Here is an 18,553-nt window from a genome sequence, read left to right as displayed (position 1 = left end):
TTAAAACCGCCCGAAAAAAACATAAATTCTTATCGGATATGCGCTTTATATCGTCCAAAAGCATTGGCATCGCCGTTTTGATTGCCTTTTTGTTCCTCGCGTACCTGGTGTACCGCGAGAAGGCGCAGCCGTTCCAGACCCTGCCCGAAACCATCGGGAACTTCGAGGCAATCGATGTCGAAGGCGGGAAGACGAACTTCGATGCACTCAAGGGCAAGGCGACACTCATCGTGCTGAGCGCAAGCTGGTGCCCCGCATGCATTGCAGAACTGCCCTCGCTCGAAAAGTTGCAACGCGAATTCGCAGGCAACGGATTCAAGATCCTAATGGTGAGCGAAGACGACAACGTGAAGATTGCTTCGCGCTTCAAAAAGAAGTACAACATGACCTGGACCATGGTGCACTGGAACTACAACCTGATGAACATGCTAGGCAACCCGCGCGTAATCCCCGTAAGCTACCTCATCGACGAAGACGGAAAAATCGACTACGTCGAGGCGGGAATCATCGACGAAAAAAAGATGTCGCGGGCTATCAAGGCGCTGGTAAGGTAATTAGGCTATCGGGCTCGGGAACAGCACGACGTCCTTGATTTCGGGCTTGTTCAAGGCAAGCATGAACAGGCGGTCAAGACCAAGCGCCACGCCAGAACAAGCAGGCATCCCTGATTCAAGCGCTGCAAGGAAGTATTCGTCGACCGGCGGGAGCGGTTTCCCCATATGGCGGCGGATTTCCAGGTCTGCTTCGAACCTGCGGCGCTGTTCGTCGGCATCGGTGAGTTCGGTGTACCCGTTGCACAATTCTACTTTGTCTACAAAGAGCTCAAAACGGCGTGCCCAGAGGTAACCGTCCTTGTCGGTATACGTCTGCGCGAGCGCTGCCTGCGAAGGCGGGTAATCCATAATGAACTCCGGACCATTCGATGCAAGCGCGGGCTCGATGACAAATACCATCAGGTAGTCCCACCAGTCCTCGCGGCTCATGCGTTCCATAGCCTCGGGCACAGGCACGTCGTGGTATTCGCAAGTTTCGACAAAGTTGTCCAAATCCTTGCAGAAGGGGTTAATGCCGGCGTAGTTCTTGAACGCATCTATCCAGCGGGTGCGGCGCGCATGCAGCGGCTTGCCGGTAATTTCACTCACGAGCTGTTCTACTTCGTCCATGAGTTGTTCCTGCGGCATGCCCACGCGGTACCACTCCACCATGCTGAACTCGTTGTTGTGGTGGCTACCGAATTCATCCTTGCGGAAGGACTTGGTTATCTGGAAAATGTCGCCGAACCCCGCCGAAAGCAGGCGCTTCATGTGGAACTCGGGGCTCGTCATCAAATAATGCCTCGGAGTACCGTCCACCTCGAAATAATCGAGCTGCGGGTCTGTACCGCCAGCATTCGAAAGCACAGGAGTTTCCACCTCGAGCACGCCGTGCCGTTCAAAGAACTGGCGCACCTTGTTCATCAGGGATTGCCGCAAGATCCATGTCTCGCGGTCACATGTCGGTGTAAACTCCAAACCTTCGGACATCTTACTTGTCGTTCACCACGCAACGCACGGAGAGCCAGAATTCCTTCTCGACCGGCATCGACGTCACGGCATTCTCCGTGTTGAACATAGAGCGGGCAAGGCCACGGCCATCGCTCAGGCGCTTCTCTGTCCAGAAATAGGCGCCCTCGCCCTGAATCACGGAGTTCATGCTCTTGTTGGCGTAACCACCGAACAGGGCAGTAAAGGCATAGTCATCGCCACCGTTGCTGCGGAGCTTTTCAGCAGCCACACTTGCGCCGCCAGCGAGAGTCTCGAGAGCCTTCCAGTCTTCATCTGTCGAGAGGTGCGTGCCCTCGGGGCATGCCTCAATGGCGGCACCCTGCGTGTACAGGCGGCCATAGATCTCACAGTTTTCATCTTCGCGGTCGTAGCAGTTCGAAGCACCCTTCATCACGAAATTCAGGTTCTGCACGAACCATTTTTTGCCGCCAATCTCGCGGACCTTGTACTTCTGGCCATCGCGCGGGTCCGTAAATTCCTCGAACACGGGGCAGCGCGTTTCAAAGCCCTTGGTAGCGAGCATTTCGTCAATCTTCGGCTGCCAACTGGCACAGAAGCGGAAAAGCTGGCTACCCGGGAGCGGAGTGCCATCGGCCTTGTGCTTGTCGGCCCAGTTCTCGAGATATGCGTCGTTGATGACAACGGAATCCGGGAGCGACAGCGCACGGGCACTGTTCTGCAGCATGGTGGCATACCTGTGTGCAACGTTCTTCGGAGACTTCCAGTAACCATCGACAAGTCCCTTGCGGAGGTTCTCGTACAAAGGCGACGGACGAGGCACGAGGAACGACGTATCTTCGACAAAGCGTTCGGGCTTCTTTTCGCAAGTTTCCTCGCGGGCGGCATCGTTCATTTTGCGCGCCTGGTCAAGGCATTCTTCCATGCACTCGGTGCGAGCCTTACCCTTCTTGGGGCACGGTACCCAGAAAGAAGTGTCGGCCATCATCTTCACAGGCTTCGCGAATTCCTTGACGCGGAGCGCTGCGCGGATTACGTTTTCGAGGGCATCGATAGCCTTCGTATTGCCGGTTTCGGCATCGAGGAGCAAAAGCGAGATAACCTCGTTACAGGCGTCGACAGCCTTGCGGTTGGAGCAGGCCTGCACGCCGTAGCCGTAAGCAAACTGGGTCGGGCAGTTTGCAAAGGATTCTTCAGGGTTCTTCTTGAAAACCTTCTCGTAGACTTCGACCGCTTCGCTCGGGGTGAGCTTGCCGCAGTAGACATCTTCGAACTTGCCCTTCTTGACCAGAGTCTTCGCTGTAGCGAGGTCACCCGCATCGATAGCGTCGTGGAGATCATCCTGGGCAAAAGCAGCCGTAGCAAAAATAGACGCGGCCGCAAGGGTCAGAAATTTGCTGAAATATTTCATACTATCCTCGTGTTATACATTTTCAATATAGCAATCTCGCTTTTAAAACATAACGACAAAGGTAGCGCCATACCCGAAATTCACGGATGGCAGCAAGTTTTCTAAATTTGGGGGCATGGACAACAGCAATATTTTCAATGCCGAAGCCGTCCGCGGCGAATTCCCGATGCTCGTCGCAGGCGATAAGGGCGCCAAGCCCCTCGCCTTCTTGGACAGCACCGCCACCACGCAGAAGCCCGCATGCGTCATCGACGCGATGGACGACTTTTACCGCGAACACTACAGCTCCGTCAAGCGCGGAGTATACCGCCTGAGCGCCCGCACCACCGAAGCTTTCGAAGCCACCCGCAAGAACGTGGCCAAGTTCATTAACGCCAAGACCGAAGACGAAATCGTGTTCACCCGCGGCACCACCGAAAGTATCAACCTGGTGGCGTGGAGTTACGGCCGCAAGTTCTTCGAGGCTGGCGACGAGATTTTGATTAGCGGGCTCGAGCACCACGCGAATATCGTGAGCTGGCAGCTCGTTGCCGAGATGAAGGGCGCCAAGATTAAGGTCATCCCCGTCAAGGACGACGGCGACCTGGATTTGGACAAACTACCTGGACTTTTGAATGCGCGCACCAAGATGGTGGCGGTAACGCACGTGAGCAATGCCGTCGGCACCGTGAACCCGATTGCAGAAATCATCAAGACCGTTCGCGCCGCCGCCCCGCAGGCAAAGATCCTGATTGACGGCGCCCAGAGTTCCAGCCACATCAAGATTGACGTGCAGGCACTCGACTGCGATTTCCTCGCCTTCAGCGGGCACAAGATGTACGGCCCTACCGGGGTCGGCGTGCTCTACGGCAAGTACGACGTTCTGGATAGCATGCCCCCCTGGCACGGCGGCGGCGAGATGATCAAGAACGTCACCTTCGAAAAGACGACTTACGCCGACGTCCCCGCCCGCTTCGAGGCTGGCACACCTATGATTGCAGAAGTCATCGGGCTCGGCAAGGCTATCGAGTGGATTAACGAGAAGGGCATCGAAAACATCCGCAAGCACGAAGAAGAAATCACGCAATACGCATTGGAACAGCTTGCGCAAATCCCGCAGGTAAAAATCTTCGGCAACCCGAAGGAACGCGGCGCCCTCGTGAGTATTACTTTGGACGGAATCGCCGTCAGCGACGCCGCCATGATTCTCGACGAAGAGAATGTTGCCGTCCGCAGCGGGCACCACTGCGCACAGCCCGTGATGGACCGCTTCGGCGTAGATGCCACGCTCCGCCTGAGCTTTGGCGCCTACACGCTCAAGCGCGATATCGACCGCTTTGTCGCAGGCATCAAGCGCGTCGTCCGTCTGTTTGCTTAGTTCACCGCAGGCTCGCCGCAAAATTTATTATGGAAATCGAGCAGGACATCTTCAACCGCACCAAGCGCCTCGTGGGCGACAGCGTCATGGAAAGCATTTCCCAGAAGCGCGTCATCCTCTTTGGCGTAGGCGGGGTCGGCAGCTGGTGCGCTGAAAGCCTGGTGCGTTCCGGCATCAAGGAACTCGTGCTCGTCGATTCTGACCGCGTGTGCGTCACCAACGTGAACCGCCAACTGATGGCCACCACAAAGACCGTAGGCCAAGTCAAGGTCGAAGTTCTCAAGAACCGCCTGCTCGAAATCAACCCGCACGCCAACATCGTTGCGCTGCAGGACATCTACGAAGAAGCGAATACAGACAAATTCCAACTGGACACCTTCGACTACATCATCGATGCCATCGACAGCCTCGAAAACAAGATGCAGCTGTTGTGGCACGCCACGCGCACCAAGGCCACGGTATTTTCTTCAATGGGGGCAGCCCTCAAGATGGACCCCACGCGAATCAAGGTCGCCGAATTCTGGAAAGTCGCCGGTTGCCCGCTCGCCCGCGCGCTGCGCGACAAGTTCAAGAAAAAGAAACTGAAACTCGCCAAGAAAGTGCAGTGCGTCTACAGCGACGAACTGCTCGAAAATCTGGGCGAAATCCCCGAAGATGACTGCGCCCCCGCGGAATTTCACAAGGTGGCCTACAACGGGACCATGGCGCACTCCACCGCTATTTTTGGATTCATGATTGCGGGCCTCGTGATGCAGGACATCTACAAGAAGGCATTGGCTAGCGCGGAGTAATATGAAATTCTTGATCCAGCGAGTATTGAACGCCCAGGTGGATATTGCGGGCGAAACCGTCGGCAAGATCGGCAAGGGCTACATGATTCTCATCGGCGTGGGCGAAGAAGACACCCGCGAAATCGCCGACAGGCTCATCCGCAAGATGCTTGCGCTGCGCATCTTCGCCGACGAAAACGGGAAGACGAACTTGTCAATCAAAGACGTGGGTGGCGAACTCCTGCTCGTCTCGCAATTTACCTTGTATGCAAACTGCAACAAGGGCAACCGCCCTACATTCAACGGCGCCGGCAACCCCGCGCTTGCAAACGAGCTTTACGAATACATTATCGCCGAATGCAAAAAAGAAATCCCCGTCGTACAGACAGGGAAATTCGGCGCCGACATGCAGGTAACCCTTACGAACGACGGTCCGTTCACAATCATGCTGGAATAAAAACTTCGAAACTAGAATTCCGGCATGCTGAAATCGCCGTAAAGTTCACGGCCATCAAACACCCAGACCACCATCTTTTTGCCTTCCAGGAATTCCGAACGGCCCTCGAACAAGGTCGGGCCCAGGTTCCCGCCACCAATGCGGCTACGCGTAAACGTCTTTATCCCTGTCGCCTGTGCAATATAGGCCCCAATATTGGAAGAACTGTTCCAGCCGAAATCGGCATTGCTGTCACCGATTACCACAATGGGAGCATCCTTGGAAGCGTGATAACGTTTACCTTCCGCATCCACGGTCTTTAACACGCGCACATCGTAATCGGGGTAAGAATTGTACTTCAAGTGATAAAGATTTCCGGTACCGGGAACAACCGTATCGCGCAGGAACCATTCTCCCCTCGGGACATCCAAATCCATCTCGTTGATGGTATCGGCAATCATCTGGGCAAGCAGTTGCCGGCCTGCGCTGGTATAGTGGCTTTCGTACGCCTCGAACATGGGAGTTTCCTCGTTCTTTTCGAGAAACTCCTCTACCGCATCGACAACGACAACGCCTTCGTCTTGCAGAGCGTCCACCCATTCCTCATATTGTGGGGCGACAATCCCTCCCGACAATTCTTCCGAATAATGTTCCGCCTCGATTTGCAATTTGTCCGGAACAGGCACCACAACCAGTTTGATACCACGCGCTTCCAGTGAATCATTGAAGGCGACAAAAGAATTCAAGTTTTCTTTCCAGTCCACCACCAGATTGACAAGGCTTTCCTGCAGAAAAATCCAGCCGTCTTCGCCACTTACCGCACAGCGGGCCTCTTTCAGTTCACCGCCGCATTTTTCAAGATCGTCTTCAATCTGTTCCTGAACAACCAACGGGATAAGCGGACGAGTAGAAAGGTAGACCATGGCAAGCGAAACTGCAGCCACTCCAAATCCAAAGACAAGCCCCAGATGTTTCCTGAAAAACATGACAGGATTAAATTTAGAATTCTTCATTTTACAATCAGAGCCACAATCGCAGCAATCAACCCACCCAGCAACAGCGCAGCAATAACGGTCGCTATAATCAAGAGCCACTTGGTGTATTTCAGGATTTTTACCATCGAGGAATTCTGGTCTTTTGTAAACTGCTGAACAGCATTCATTGTTGCTGTAATAAGGAATCCCGCATCATCAAGCCAGCCAATTACAGGAATTGCATCAGGTGCAAGGTCGATGGGCGACGCGGTGTACAGAAGCGACATAATGACGAAGAAAACCGCGAGCCCCTTCTGGAAATCAGACGCGCCATTTTTCTCGACAACTTCCTTCTCAATAACTTCCACATCAATGATTTCGGGTTCTTTATCCATATCTTTCCTTCGCTATGAAAAGAAATATATCCTATTCTTTTACAAAAGAGTAAAAATTTTTGCGGAATCTGCGACATTCTCATCAACAAGCTTATTTTGGGACTATCCACAATTAAGCAAAACTACGCCACGATATCCATCAGGTCGTAATACATGAGACGCGTATGAGGATCGTTGTCCTCGGCGTTCATGAAGCGGAATCCATTCTTTTCGTAGAACGGAACCGCATCCAAATAGGCGTCAACAGTGAGGAAGCGACAACCGGCCCTGTTGTTATTCATGTACATCCACTTGATATAGTCTATAATAATCGTTCCAATTTGTTGACCTTTGACTGACTCGTCAACACCAAGGCGACACAATTTGACCGCAGGATAACTCTTCAGGCGCTTTTCATTCGGAAAGCCCCGCTTCTTGCGGAAACGGTTGAATTCCGCCTTGTCCTTGAAATCCGTTATGGCGACCTTGTCATTGGCAAGGCTACAATAAGCCAAAACCTTACCTGAATCGCCATCTACATAGGCATAGCTAACCGAAAGCAGGTGCTTTTGAAAAGTTGAAGCACGATGAAGGATAAAATCATCCAAATCATCATCGCCGCAACTAAAATTTTCAACAGAATAGGAAGGTTTCAATCTAATGAAACTTAAATGTTCCCTATCTACACGTGTTTGAACCAAGGGTCTAATCCTCCGTTGGCCGCTTCGCGGGCACGCTGTTCTGCCATGCCACGCTCGTAGGCCTTTTTCATGAGTTCGTAATTCCGCTGGATGCGGGCACGAACTTCCGGAGGTTCCGGGTGCCGCTCTTCCATACGGGCTAGAAACCGGCGAGCATCCTCGCCGAACAAAATCGGGGTCTCTCGAATTTCGCGAGCCATTTTTCCTCTTCTGTTATACCATATAGAAAACTAGCCAGAGGCCAGGCGGCAACCTGTCAAGTCGGTTCCATTGTTCAAAATATACAAACAATGAGAGCAAAAAGCAATAGGGTGTGCTTTCACAAAAAAAAAGCCCCGGGCACGCCGGGACCAACGACTACAACTTCTATTTCTAATCAAAAGCGTTATTCATTAATAGATAAACTGGCATTTGGCCGCACACCTGCGACGTGCGGCCGATGCTGTTTATTAGTAAATAAACAACATTTCTCTGTACTTCGGCAAAGGCCACATCTCGTCGGGCACAACCTTCTCGAGGCCATCGACAACCTTGCGCAAAGCGGCCATCGCATCGATGATTCCTTCGTGTTCGCCTTCGAGCGAGTTTTCCATCGTGGCGATGGCGGCACTCAGGTTCTTGACCCCTTCGCCGAGCGACTTCACGTAGGCATCGACGCCGGGGAAGCCCTGGTTCAGAGCCATTTCGTTTGTCTTCAAGGCGCTGGAGTAAGCCTCCACCACCTTCGGCAAGATGATGTTTTTGGCCATGTCGCGGCAGACTTCGCCTTCGATGTGAATGCGCTTGTGGAAATCCTCGACGTTGATTTCGTAGCGGGATTCCATTTCGCGGCGGTTCATCACGCCATACTTTTCGAACAACTGAATATTCTCTTCCTTGGTGAGGGCCTTGAGGGCTTCCACGGAGGTGCGAATATTCGGGAGGCCACGGCGCTCGGCTTCGGCAATCCATTCGTCGGTATAGCCGTTGCCGTTGAAGATGACGCGCTTGTGTTCCTTCACGATCTTCTGCAAAATCTTTTGCAGGCCCGTGTGGAAGTTCTTCTCGTCGAGTTTTTCGAGCTGTTCCGAAATCATGTCGAACGCTTCGGCCACGATGGTATTCAAGACCACGTTCGGTTCGGAGCAGCTCTGGCTAGAGCCCGGAGCGCGGAATTCGAACTTGTTGCCGGTGAAGGCGAACGGAGAAGTCCTGTTACGGTCAGTAGCGTCGCGCGGGAGGGCGGGCAACATGTCGGCACCGATGCGGAGCGCGCCTGCTTGCTTGCTGGACTTCGGCACGCCTTGTTCAATCTGTTCAATCACGTCCATCAGCTGATCGCCGAGGAACATGGAGACGATTGCCGGAGGAGCTTCGTTTGCACCGAGGCGGTGGTCGTTGCCGGCGCCAGCGGTCGTCATGCGGAGCAAGTCGGCGTGAGTATCGACAGCGTAAATAATGGCGCAGAGCGTGGTGAGGAACACGGCGTTCTGGTGCGGGTCCTTGCCTGGGTTGAGCAAGTTGCCCTTGCCGTAAGACACGGACCAGTTGTTGTGCTTGCCGGATCCGTTCACGCCGGCGAAGGGCTTTTCGTGCAGCAGGCACACGAGGCCGTTCTTGTCGGCCACGTTGCGGAGCACTTCCATAATCATCATGTTGTGGTCGCAGGCGAGGTTCACTTCTTCGAACATCGGGGCGAGTTCGAACTGCGCGGGCGCGACTTCATTGTGGCGGGTCTTCGCCGGAATGCCGAGCTTCCAGAGTTCGGTTTCGACTTCGTTCATGAAGTTGAGGATGCGCGCCGGAATGCTACCAAAGTAATGGTCATCCATCTGTTGGTGCTTCGCGGGAGCAGCACCGAACAGCGTGCGGCCGGCCTGGTACAGGTCGGGGCGTTGCAGGTAGAAGCGCTTGTCGATGAGGAAGTATTCCTGTTCGGCACCGAGCGTGACGGTCGTCTTCTTGGGGCCCGCCTTGAAGCAGGTCATAAGACGGCGGGTAGACTTGGAAAGGGCCTGCAGGCTGCGCAGGAGCGGAGTTTTCTTGTCGAGAGCTTCGCCGGTGTAGCTGCAGAACGCCGTCGGGATGCAGAGCGTGGCACCATTGCCGTGACGCTTGATGAAGGCAGGAGACGTCGGGTCCCAGGCGGTATAGCCGCGGGCCTCGAACGTGGAGCGCAGACCGCCGCTCGGGAAACTGGATGCGTCCGGTTCGCCGACGATGAGGTTCTTGCCGCTGAACGCCATGATGGCGCGGCAACCGTCCGGTTCCAGGAAGGAATCGTGCTTCTCGGCGGTAGAGCCGGTGAGCGGCTGGAACCAGTGCGTAAAGTGCGTGGCACCGCGGTCCATCGCCCACTTCTTCATAGCGTGGGCCACGTCGGCAGCGATGGAGGGGTCAAGGGCGGCACCCTCGTTGATGGTCGCAATCAGCTTTTCGCAGACGTCCTTGGGCAGGTATTCGCGCATGGCCTCGATATTGAAAACGTCTTCGCCGTAGAAATCGACATTGACCGGGGCGGCCGGCTTGACAGGCGCAGTCGGCTCCTTCGCGATTTCGTTGATTGTCTTTTTGCGGTAGCTTACGCTCATCTTGAACCTCATTTTTTGCCCCTAAAGGGGCGTTTTTCACTTTATGAAAAAGAAATTAGGAATAAAAACGGGGGTTGGCACGCGTTTTTCGGGGTGTTTTTCCGAAATTTCATTACATTTTTGTAAAAAAGATGTATATTATTACATAAATGTAAAATTTACAGGACGCGACGCATGAAAAGAGATGCCGGGTCAAGCCCGGCATGACGAGCAAGTCGGGGATGGCAATTTGAAAGAAACCGAAGAAATAGAACGGCTGAAAGCCGAAATCAAGGCCTTGCGCGATATCATCGACGAGAAGCCCGGCAAGATGGTCGGGAACAGCGGCGAGATGCGCAGCGTTTACAAGCAAATTAAAGCCTGCGCCGGCAACGACGCGCCCGCGCTTATTTACGGCAACGACGGCACCGGCAAGGAGCTCACCGCCCGCACCATCGCGGAACTCTCCCCGCGCAAAGGGGGCCCGTTCACCGTACTCGGGTGTGCGAACCTCCGCGAAAGCTTCGGGAACCCGGCGAGCGCCTTCGAAAGCGAACTCTTCGGTTACGAACGCGGCGCATTCCTCGGCGCGAACACACGCCATATCGGCAAGGCGGAAGTCGCCAACGGCGGCACGCTATTCCTCGACGACGTCTCGGCGCTCGGCCTCCCCGACCAAGAGAAACTGCTGCGCTTTATGCAGGGACAAACCTTCAACCGCCTCGGCGGCAACATGCAGCTCCATTCCGATGTACGCATCATCGCATCGTCAAGCAAGAACCTCGAAGAGATGATGCAACAGAAACTCTTTCGCGAAGACCTATTCTACCGTCTGAACATCGTGCAGATTACGCTCCCCGACCTAGCGCAGCGCAAGAGCGACATCTTGCTGTTGGCAGAACACTTCATCGCGCAGGTGAACCTCAAGTACGGCAAGCACGTGACGCGCCTTTCCACGCCCGCCATCGACATGCTCATGAGCTACCACTGGCCGGGCAACGTGCAAGAACTCGAGAACTGCATCGAACGCGCGGCGCTCGCCACCACCGACGACTGCATCCATTCGCACGACCTGCCACCCACGCTGCAGACCGACGTCACCAGCAAGACATCCATCATCCCCGAAGGGAACGCCTCGCTCGAGACGCTCCTCGAAAGCTACGAGAGGGAAATCCTCACCGAGGCGCTCCGCCGCAACAACGGGAACTTGAGCGCCGCCGGCCGCGATCTTTCGGTAAGCCCCCGCATGATGCACTACAAGGCAAAGAAGTTCGGACTGACGCAGTCCTAAACTCGCCTTTTTTAAGCAAAAATCGGCAATTCTTGGCCAGCGACACCCCCGCCACGGCCAGCAATATACACCCGCCACACCCCTTCGTTGAACAAAATGCAACAGAAACTTTACCTTGGGGCAGCGGGCCTGTACCGCTCTAGCCGCCATTTAGGTAAATTATGAGCATGGTTGACGTACTCGAATACCTAGAATACCGCGATTTCTTGAAGGACTGGTTTGCCGAGAGCAAAAAAGACAACCCGTTCACCAGCTATCGCTACCTGAGCCAAAAGACCGGCGTGGATCCGGCCTGGCTCGTACGTGTATTCCAGAAGGGCGGGCACCTGAACGAGGATTCGCTCCCGGTATTCATTCGCCTCTGCAAACTCGACGACCGCAGGGCGGAGTACTTCAAGACGCTTTACCGCTTTAACAAGACGAAGGCCAAGCAGGCCCTCAGCGAACTTTACTACAGGCTCATGGAACTGCGCGAAATGGAAACGCGCGTGCTTACCGAGCCTGAACTTGCCTACTTCGGTAGCTGGAGCTGCTCCGCGCTCCGCGCCCTCATCGGCATCACGAAAGACACGAGCAATATTCCGGAACTTGCAAGCCACCTGAACCCGCCTATTTCGCAAGACGAGGCGCGCAGTGCGCTTGAAATTTTGAAGAAGCTCGGGCTTGTCGCTCCCGACGGCAACGGCGGCTGGAACATCACCGACCAGATTCTTTCTACCGGCGGCGAAGTCAAGAGCCAGGCCGTCCGCAACTTCCATAGGCATACTATTGAACTCGCGCAGGAATCTATCGACAGGCACAAGCCCGAAGAACGCGACATCTCGAGCGTGGTGTTTACCGCGGCCGAGGAGGACCTGCCCGAAATCAAGCACCGCATCGAGGAATTCCGCCGCGGGCTCCTGCAGTTTGCCCGCAAGAGCGAGCGCGCCGACCGCGTGTACGCCATGAATATCGCGATGTTCCCGCTTTCCGACAGGGTCGAAGACCCGGCCACGACCGATTCCAGCAATCCGGCCCCGAAAAAGGAGGGCTAGGCGATGCGCGGACTTTTCAAAAATATGTATCTTTCCAAGGTGCAGCGGAATATTTCGACATTCGGCCTGGGACTGATCGCGCTTTCGACAGCAGCGGCCCTTTCGGCATGTTCCGATTCCGAAAAGATGGCGGGCGGCGGCCCCAGCGGTACCGATGCCGGTAATGCCATCACGGCCCAACTTGTCTCTGCGGGTAAGCCCGCGGCGCAGGTAACCGTACGCCTCACCGAAACTGAAAGTATCAACCCTGATTCCGCCTACATCGCGAGCACGGATTCCAAGGGCGTCATCACATTTGAAAACATCGCCGACGGCGAATACATTTTCGAAGCCGTCATGGGCGACAAGGCCCTGCAGAAGGAAGTCCTCGTCAAAGGCGAAGACGTCGACCTTGGCAAGGATAGCCTCACGAAGACCGTCTCCATTTCCGGTTCCGTCCAGGAACAGTCCGGCAAGGTGATGGTGCGCGGCATGGCCCACGAAGCAGAAGTTGTCGACGGCAAGTTCACGCTCGACTCCCTGCCGGCAGGCCCCTTGAGCCTCGTGTTCATTCCGAGCAACAAGAAGAACGACACCAGCAGCACCTACCTGAAGGTCGTCGCCGGTGAAACTTCGACCGTAAGCACGTTCGCCGAAGAAAGCCGCGCGCTCCTGCTCGACGACTTCCAGGATTCCAACTACCAGAACCGCTTTATGCCGGCACAATTCTACGAAGGTGGCTGGTGGTACTTCGACTACTCCGAAGAGAACGTTACGCCCAAATTCATCACCGACGACGGGTGGCACCGTTTTACCCTCGTCACCGAGAAAGACGGCAACATCGTGGCTCATGTAGAAGCAACTTTCGGCGAGACTCTCAAGGATTCTTCTTCCGGCGAAAAGCTGTGGCCCTGGGCAACAGTCGGCATTGAACTCGGCAAGAGCGACAAGACGCTCTGCAACGACATCTCGTCCGTAGACACGGTAGCATTCCGCGTCAGGGGAATGGGAGCATTCAAGTTCGGCGTTATCGACGAGACTCAGAAATCCGGCAACCAGAACATCGCCCAACGCAAGTTTAACTTGTCCGAAAACTGGGAACGCGTACTCGTACCGCTCGCCGATATACTGAAAGACGGATTCTCTTACACCTGCGTGAACCAGCTCGTGTGGGACTTCGAGGTCAGCGCTAACGAAAGGACAGTCGACTTCTGGCTGGACGACATCGAACTTATCGGTGGCAAGCGCCTGAGCATCTGGAAGCGGTAATGCAGGAATCGCATATCGCGGGCGCACGCGCCGTCACCACGAACCAAGCCGACATATACGATAAACTGGAAGAGGTCGTACGCAAGTATGCGACGACCGATTACTTACGGCCTATCGCGGAGCATACGCGCAAGGCGTTTGCAGAAGCGGAAAAGTTTGTCGAAGACTTTTATAATAAGATCCCCGCCGGCCACTCTTCATATAAAGTAATTCTAGATTCAGGTTGCGGGACGGGCGAAAGCACGCTGAATATCGCCCGCCAGCACCCGGACATTCCCGTCATCGGGATAGACAAGTCGGCAGCCCGCCTCACAAAAGCCGGCGGCGCAGGCGTTAGCGGCGCAAGCGCCTTCCCGCAAAACGCATTCCTCGTACGTGCAGAACTCCTCGACTTCTGGCGGCTCGCCCTCGAGGCTGTACAGGCTGGCCGCTGGCATATCCCCTACCACGCGCTCTACTACCCGAACCCGTGGCCCAAGCAGAGCGAGGCCACGCGCAGGTTCCACCTGCACCCGATTTTTCCGACGCTCCTGCAACTGGGCGATACCATCGAGATGCGCACCAACTGGGAAATATATGCTAGGGAATTCGCGGAAGCGGCGCAGGTCGGAAAAGATCCCTGCCTATGCGGGGATGACAATACGGGCACAATCAGCTGCGAAGCGTTCGAGCCGGAGCGGCCCATTACCGCGTTCGAGCGCAAATACAAAGAAGCCCGCCAGCAACTGTGGCGGGTTTCCATCCATCACAAATAAACTATCCTACCGGCGGTCGCCAAGCCACCTTACGAACGACTTCAGGTCCTTCGTCGTCTGTACCACGACCTTAGACTCGTTCATCAGCAGGAACTCCGAGAGCCCGTACTTGTCGATGCCATCGGCACCCCAGTCATAGGTATACCCAAGGCGGGTCCACGGGTAGCCACCTTCGCTCTTGTAGTTCGTACTCCAGGCCTTGTCGAACCAGTTCCTGAGCCACATGCCAAGCGAATCCAACTGGGAATCGTCGTCTTCTTCAAAGCGGCAGGCCATCTCGGAACTCGTGATATCCGGAGTGTACGCCGGACGGATCATGTTCTTGGGGTCGACCCAGAACGTGGTGAAGTGCGTAATCTTCGCGTCGCGCGGGAGCCCAAGCAGCTGGCGCAGTCTCAGGGGCCAGTTGCGCACGCTCTTGCCGTTCATCTTGTACCAGTCGAGAATCTCGCGGTCAGAATACACGCGCATCTCGCCGTCGATCGTTACGGGCATGCCATTCTCATACAGGTCGGGAGTCGCATGGGCGGCGACCATCAGCACCTTGTCCTTCTCCCCGTTCCAAGTTACCTTGTCCGAAGTCGAGTCTATTACGACCAGCGGGCGGACCTGTTCGCAGCCACCGTCCTTCGCCGCTTCGACCGCCGCCTTGAACTGCTCGCGCAGCAGGGAATCGCGGTTGGCAAAGCTCAGCTTTGTACCGTCGCCCTTCAGCACCTCGCAATATGGGATGTCCGACGCCTTGACCGCAACATCCGCCTTCTTGAATTCCTCATCAATCAGCACATCATCGTGCATAAAGAGCTTGTCGCCCTGCACGAAGGAGATGACAATCTTGCAAAGGCCCTGTTCGGGAATAATCAGGCCCGAGGCGCCCTTGTTCGCAGCGGTCGTATCGAGCACGAACTTGTTCTCGTTCTCGCCGCAGTCGTAACTGTAGCTGTAGAGCGTCGCCGGACCCGGCTTGAGCGGTGCAAAGAACACGTTGTCCTGTTCCGTGCTCCACGTGGGCTTCACCACGAACGTGGAATCGCCGAGTTTCATGTAGTGCGGGGTCGCCTCGCTACAGTAGAACGCAGGCTGGCGGAAGACGCCAATAACGCCTGTCTTGCCCTTGAATACAGCCTCGTCCTGGAGAAGAGCCGTCTTTGCGCAGGCCCAGAAGGCAAGCGATACTCCCGCAATTGCCAAAACCGTTGTCTTTTTCATTGTCAACCACCCGAATCGTTTATCATGAATATATATAAAATTTATTTGCGAACAAGCTTGGACTTCATCGTCGATTTCATATCGTACATGCGCTTATCGGCAGCGCGGTAGACGGTATCGGCATTCCCGCCCGACTCGCTGCGGTAGGCAATCCCGTAGGCCGCTTCCAGCGGGATAGGCAGTTCCTGCCTGCAGTTCTTCTGCAGGTCGAGCATCTTGTCGATTGCGGCAGGCAGGTCCGCGACGTGCTCGTTACGTACAATGGCCAGGAATTCGTCTCCGCCCATGCGTATAGCGGTTCCCAGGCCTGCGAAGGCCTGCTTGAGCACGGAGGCGAAGGCCTTTATCAGGTTGTCGCCCACGGCATGGCCGTAATGGTCGTTCACCATCTTCAGCCCGTTCAGGTCGATGCTCACAATCGCGAAATCGGCGGTGGACTTGTCCAGGAACCCGAAAATCTGCTGGCACTTCGCGCGGTTGAAAAGTCCCGTCAGCGAATCCACGTACGCCATGGTCGAAAGCACATCCTTCTCAGCCTTGTCCTCGAGGATATGGAACAGGTAAATCAGGTAGCTCGCCATAAGCATCATCACAAACACGAGTGCCGCGAAAGGCAGCCATGTCATCTCGAGCAGCGAATGCCCCACCGAGTAGCGCAGGCACAGGTTGTAGCGGACCAGGTCGAACGCCGTGACCACGGCAAAGAAAACGACTCCCAGCGTGAGCACCTTGCCCGAGAGTTCCATCTTCGAACTGTACAGCGCACCCGAGGCGACCAGGTACACCATGCCGACACCCACATAAAAGTGGAAGAGCGGGAGCGTCTTGGGGAATGGAGCAACACCCGTAAAGTGGAGGATAGAATTGACAATCAGCAGTATCGCTCCGATAATGACGACGACAAGGATACCCCACCACCTCCAGGCGGTTATCTTTCCCTTGCGCATATTCATAAGCAGAAGGCAGAACGGAAGCGGAGCAAAGTAAAGGCTCATGTACTCTATTGCCGAATTGAGAGTCAGGTTGAAGGAGATAATCTGGAAAAGCTTCATGTAGCAGAGCGTCCACAGGCCAAGCGACGTAGAGAGGAGGCCTATCATCATGGGGCGCGAGGCCGAGATGCCATAGAAGGCGGTCGCGACACCGACAAGCAGGGCGAGTATTCCGAACAGGGTCAGGAACGCGCCCACCACGAGGGCGAACACATGGCGCGCATAGTAGTCGCTATTCGCATATTCAGAAGGGAGCAAGTCAAAATCGTAGAACGCCTTGCGGTTGTCATCGATAGCGTAGAATGCCCGCAACTCGATAGGCTTGCCCGATGCGGAATGGAAGAGAGGCACATAGTGGAATCCGCTGCCGATGAACTTGCCGCGGGAGGCGCGGTCGTGGCCATAGGTATAGATCCTCTCGCCGCCCTGGAACACATCGAAGGCCACATGCACCGAACGGAAGCGCAGGGTCATTGTCGGGCCGGTAAACTCGGGCAGGTCGAACCGCAGGGCAATGGAATCGCCATAGCGGGTGCCAGTCGGGGACATGTAATTCGAAATGGAGGGGACTTCGAGCGTATCGCCTCTAAAGAACGCCACCCCGCGGTTGTCCAGGCGGGTAATCGATGGCGAAATGCCGCACCCGCGAACCATCAGGAACGCAACCAGCGCGCAGACCAAGAAACAGACGGCCAAAGTCCAAGCTATTATTCTCTTTAACTTATTAGACATCCTACCAATAAAAATAACTCCATTTCTACGCCGCTGCACACAGAATTTTCCTAAACACACAAATGAAGCAGGGAAAAACGACGATTTTTTCTACATTTTCGCACATGGGTGGCATTATCGTCGCAAGCCTGACCACGCTCTACGTGCTCCTGTTCCTGTTCTTCATAATAGGGCTTGTCCGCACGCACCGTTACAAGGGCCCGAAGGCCACCCCGAGCGTATCGGTCGTCGTACCGATGAGGAACGAAGAGGAATTCGCACAACGTACTTTGGAAGCGCTTGCCGAGCAGGATTATGCCGGCGAGTGGGAAGTCATCTGCGTAGACGACCGCTCGACGGACTCCACCCGCGAAATCCTCGAGAAGTTCGCCGCGACGCACCCGAAGTTCCGCGTGCTCTCGCTGCCGCAGGACCTGCCCGTAATAGCAAGCCCCAAGAAGCGCGCCCTCGAAAGCGCATTCAAGATCGCGAAAAACGATGTGCTGCTCACGATGGACGCGGACTGCATCCCGCGCAAGAGCTGGATTACCGCCATGGCGGGCCGATTCGTGGACGGCATCTGCATCGTGCAGGGGCCCAAGCAGAACAACGGCTCGCGTTCCATGCCCCACCTGTACCAAAAGCTGGAGACCCTCGGGTACACCGCGATGGAGGCCGCCGGCTTTAGCCTCGGGCACCCGATTGTCGCCTCAGCCGCCTGCCTTGCCTACAAGAAGGACCTGTTCTTCGAAGTCGGCGGCTTCGGCGACCTCATCAACCTCTCGAGCGGCGATGACGACATGCTCATCCACAAGATGATGAAAATCCCGGGCACGAAGGTCTGCTACAACCTGGACCGCGACGCCGTTATCGAGACCGCGCCGGTGCATACCTGGAAGCAGCTATTCAACCAGCGCGCCCGCTGGAGCAGCAACGGCACGAACTACGAGAGCAAGGCATACGTTCTGCTCTTGACATTAATTTATACGTACTACATCTGGATGTTTATCAGCCCATGGTGCGTCGCATTCCTGGATTGCCCGTGGCAGTGGTGCGCCTTCAGCATCTTGCCGAAGATTGTCGTGGACTTTGTATTCCTGATGATTGCCTCCTGGAAGCTGCATTCCAAGCGCCGCATGCTCGCCTTCTTGCCGACAGAACTCATCCAGATTCCGATGATTGTGTTCGCCGTGCCCGCAGGCATCACCGGCATGTTCCGCTGGAAATAAAAACGCAAAA

General features: G+C 55.3%; 18 protein-coding genes. 9 read left to right on the top strand and 9 right to left on the bottom strand.

Features of this window, described 5'->3' with window-relative positions; translation table 11 throughout:
- The first annotated feature begins 38 nt into the window (after positions 1-38).
- Positions 39-554 carry a TlpA disulfide reductase family protein gene (locus tag B7994_RS09650; protein ID WP_088638250.1) on the top strand — a complete coding sequence of 172 codons (516 nt, stop codon included), beginning with the start codon at positions 39-41 and terminating at the stop codon, positions 552-554.
- Here the strand turns inward: B7994_RS09650 and epmA are convergent, their stop codons facing one another.
- Together epmA and B7994_RS09640 are read right to left on the bottom strand one after the other, a co-directional pair.
- Entirely contained in the window at positions 555-1,523 is a 969-nt protein-coding gene (gene epmA, locus B7994_RS09645; RefSeq protein WP_088638249.1) for an EF-P lysine aminoacylase EpmA, read from the bottom strand.
- A gap of 1 nt (position 1,524) precedes the next feature.
- Positions 1,525-2,913, bottom strand: coding sequence for an FISUMP domain-containing protein (locus tag B7994_RS09640; protein WP_088638248.1), 1,389 nt, complete (start codon positions 2,911-2,913; stop codon positions 1,525-1,527).
- A gap of 115 nt (positions 2,914-3,028) precedes the next feature.
- Here B7994_RS09640 and B7994_RS09635 point away from each other — a divergent pair, with 115 nt between their 5' ends.
- The 3 genes from B7994_RS09635 to dtd are packed head-to-tail and all read left to right on the top strand — an operon-like array spanning position 3,029 to position 5,497.
- Positions 3,029-4,270 carry an aminotransferase class V-fold PLP-dependent enzyme gene (locus tag B7994_RS09635; protein WP_088638247.1) on the top strand — a complete coding sequence of 414 codons (1,242 nt, stop codon included), beginning with the start codon at positions 3,029-3,031 and terminating at the stop codon, positions 4,268-4,270.
- A gap of 29 nt (positions 4,271-4,299) precedes the next feature.
- Positions 4,300-5,061, top strand: a complete 762-nt coding sequence (locus tag B7994_RS09630) for a ThiF family adenylyltransferase (RefSeq protein WP_088638246.1) — start codon at positions 4,300-4,302, stop codon at positions 5,059-5,061.
- A gap of 1 nt (position 5,062) precedes the next feature.
- On the top strand, positions 5,063-5,497 hold the full coding sequence (gene dtd, locus B7994_RS09625; protein ID WP_088638245.1) for a D-aminoacyl-tRNA deacylase: 435 nt from the start codon (positions 5,063-5,065) through the stop codon (positions 5,495-5,497).
- Between the two features lie 11 nt (positions 5,498-5,508).
- Here dtd and B7994_RS09620 read toward each other — a convergent pair whose 3' ends face one another.
- From B7994_RS09620 to B7994_RS09600, 5 genes are all read right to left on the bottom strand, one after another.
- Complete coding sequence (locus B7994_RS09620) at positions 5,509-6,462, bottom strand: hypothetical protein (protein WP_158213129.1); 954 nt, start codon at positions 6,460-6,462, stop codon at positions 5,509-5,511.
- Positions 6,463-6,485: 23 nt separating this feature from the next.
- The gene (locus B7994_RS09615; RefSeq protein ID WP_088638243.1) at positions 6,486-6,845 is read right to left on the bottom strand and encodes a DUF1232 domain-containing protein; all 360 of its coding nucleotides are present in this window, start codon (positions 6,843-6,845) and stop codon (positions 6,486-6,488) included.
- Between the two features lie 122 nt (positions 6,846-6,967).
- Entirely contained in the window at positions 6,968-7,525 is a 558-nt protein-coding gene (locus tag B7994_RS09610) for a GNAT family N-acetyltransferase (protein ID WP_088638242.1), read from the bottom strand.
- Positions 7,507-7,725: a hypothetical protein gene (locus B7994_RS09605; RefSeq protein ID WP_088638241.1), complete on the bottom strand. Its 219-nt coding sequence runs from the start codon at positions 7,723-7,725 to the stop codon at positions 7,507-7,509. The genes B7994_RS09610 and B7994_RS09605 overlap by 19 nt, the downstream gene beginning before the upstream one ends.
- 249 nt (positions 7,726-7,974) lie before the next feature.
- Positions 7,975-10,107 (bottom strand): glutamine synthetase III, encoded by a 2,133-nt coding sequence (locus tag B7994_RS09600; protein WP_233143152.1) that lies wholly within the window; start codon positions 10,105-10,107, stop codon positions 7,975-7,977.
- A 217-nt stretch (positions 10,108-10,324) separates the two neighbouring features.
- On the opposite strand from B7994_RS09600, the gene B7994_RS09595 reads away from it, so the two are divergent.
- The 4 genes from B7994_RS09595 to B7994_RS09580 all read left to right on the top strand — a co-directional run bounded on the left by B7994_RS09595 (position 10,325) and on the right by B7994_RS09580 (position 14,402).
- Positions 10,325-11,365 carry a sigma-54-dependent Fis family transcriptional regulator gene (locus B7994_RS09595; protein ID WP_233143150.1) on the top strand — a complete coding sequence of 347 codons (1,041 nt, stop codon included), beginning with the start codon at positions 10,325-10,327 and terminating at the stop codon, positions 11,363-11,365.
- A 167-nt stretch (positions 11,366-11,532) separates the two neighbouring features.
- Positions 11,533-12,399, top strand: coding sequence for a TIGR02147 family protein (locus B7994_RS09590; RefSeq protein ID WP_088638296.1), 867 nt, complete (start codon positions 11,533-11,535; stop codon positions 12,397-12,399).
- A 24-nt stretch (positions 12,400-12,423) separates the two neighbouring features.
- The gene (locus B7994_RS09585) at positions 12,424-13,647 is read left to right on the top strand and encodes a hypothetical protein (protein ID WP_158213128.1); all 1,224 of its coding nucleotides are present in this window, start codon (positions 12,424-12,426) and stop codon (positions 13,645-13,647) included.
- Positions 13,647-14,402, top strand: coding sequence for a tRNA (guanosine(46)-N(7))-methyltransferase TrmB (locus B7994_RS09580; protein WP_088638238.1), 756 nt, complete (start codon positions 13,647-13,649; stop codon positions 14,400-14,402). The genes B7994_RS09585 and B7994_RS09580 overlap by 1 nt, the downstream gene beginning before the upstream one ends.
- A 6-nt stretch (positions 14,403-14,408) precedes the next feature.
- On the opposite strand, the gene B7994_RS09575 is transcribed toward B7994_RS09580, so the two are convergent.
- Together B7994_RS09575 and B7994_RS09570 are read right to left on the bottom strand one after the other, a co-directional pair.
- Positions 14,409-15,611 (bottom strand): hypothetical protein, encoded by a 1,203-nt coding sequence (locus B7994_RS09575; RefSeq protein ID WP_144063832.1) that lies wholly within the window; start codon positions 15,609-15,611, stop codon positions 14,409-14,411.
- A gap of 41 nt (positions 15,612-15,652) precedes the next feature.
- The gene (locus B7994_RS09570) at positions 15,653-17,335 is read right to left on the bottom strand and encodes a GGDEF domain-containing protein (protein ID WP_088638236.1); all 1,683 of its coding nucleotides are present in this window, start codon (positions 17,333-17,335) and stop codon (positions 15,653-15,655) included.
- A gap of 104 nt (positions 17,336-17,439) precedes the next feature.
- Here B7994_RS09570 and B7994_RS09565 point away from each other — a divergent pair, with 104 nt between their 5' ends.
- Positions 17,440-18,543 carry a glycosyltransferase gene (locus B7994_RS09565; RefSeq protein WP_088638295.1) on the top strand — a complete coding sequence of 368 codons (1,104 nt, stop codon included), beginning with the start codon at positions 17,440-17,442 and terminating at the stop codon, positions 18,541-18,543.
- The last annotated feature ends 10 nt before the right edge of the window (positions 18,544-18,553 follow it).

Source organism: Fibrobacter sp. UWR2 (genome assembly GCF_002210285.1).
Classification (GTDB): Bacteria; Fibrobacterota; Fibrobacteria; order Fibrobacterales; family Fibrobacteraceae; genus Fibrobacter.
The sequence above is the reverse complement of the archived record's forward strand: the minus strand, read 5'-3'. Positions and strand labels throughout refer to the sequence as shown.

What these genes read in the sequence shown, in the direction of transcription:
- B7994_RS09640 (WP_088638248.1), bottom strand. Translation starts at nt 2,913, where the DNA reads ATGAAATATTTCAGCAAATTTCTGACCCTTGCGGCCGCGTCTATTTTT.
- B7994_RS09590 (WP_088638296.1), top strand. Translation starts at nt 11,533, where the DNA reads ATGGTTGACGTACTCGAATACCTAGAATACCGCGATTTCTTGAAGGAC.
- B7994_RS09615 (WP_088638243.1), bottom strand. Translation starts at nt 6,845, where the DNA reads ATGGATAAAGAACCCGAAATCATTGATGTGGAAGTTATTGAGAAGGAA.
- B7994_RS09620 (WP_158213129.1), bottom strand. Translation starts at nt 6,462, where the DNA reads ATGTTTTTCAGGAAACATCTGGGGCTTGTCTTTGGATTTGGAGTGGCT.
- B7994_RS09630 (WP_088638246.1), top strand. Translation starts at nt 4,300, where the DNA reads ATGGAAATCGAGCAGGACATCTTCAACCGCACCAAGCGCCTCGTGGGC.
- B7994_RS09565 (WP_088638295.1), top strand. Translation starts at nt 17,440, where the DNA reads ATGGGTGGCATTATCGTCGCAAGCCTGACCACGCTCTACGTGCTCCTG.
- dtd (WP_088638245.1), top strand. Translation starts at nt 5,063, where the DNA reads ATGAAATTCTTGATCCAGCGAGTATTGAACGCCCAGGTGGATATTGCG.
- B7994_RS09605 (WP_088638241.1), bottom strand. Translation starts at nt 7,725, where the DNA reads ATGGCTCGCGAAATTCGAGAGACCCCGATTTTGTTCGGCGAGGATGCT.
- epmA (WP_088638249.1), bottom strand. Translation starts at nt 1,523, where the DNA reads ATGTCCGAAGGTTTGGAGTTTACACCGACATGTGACCGCGAGACATGG.
- B7994_RS09570 (WP_088638236.1), bottom strand. Translation starts at nt 17,335, where the DNA reads ATGTCTAATAAGTTAAAGAGAATAATAGCTTGGACTTTGGCCGTCTGT.
- B7994_RS09585 (WP_158213128.1), top strand. Translation starts at nt 12,424, where the DNA reads ATGTATCTTTCCAAGGTGCAGCGGAATATTTCGACATTCGGCCTGGGA.
- B7994_RS09580 (WP_088638238.1), top strand. Translation starts at nt 13,647, where the DNA reads ATGCAGGAATCGCATATCGCGGGCGCACGCGCCGTCACCACGAACCAA.
- B7994_RS09650 (WP_088638250.1), top strand. Translation starts at nt 39, where the DNA reads ATGCGCTTTATATCGTCCAAAAGCATTGGCATCGCCGTTTTGATTGCC.
- B7994_RS09600 (WP_233143152.1), bottom strand. Translation starts at nt 10,107, where the DNA reads ATGAGGTTCAAGATGAGCGTAAGCTACCGCAAAAAGACAATCAACGAA.
- B7994_RS09575 (WP_144063832.1), bottom strand. Translation starts at nt 15,611, where the DNA reads ATGAAAAAGACAACGGTTTTGGCAATTGCGGGAGTATCGCTTGCCTTC.
- B7994_RS09635 (WP_088638247.1), top strand. Translation starts at nt 3,029, where the DNA reads ATGGACAACAGCAATATTTTCAATGCCGAAGCCGTCCGCGGCGAATTC.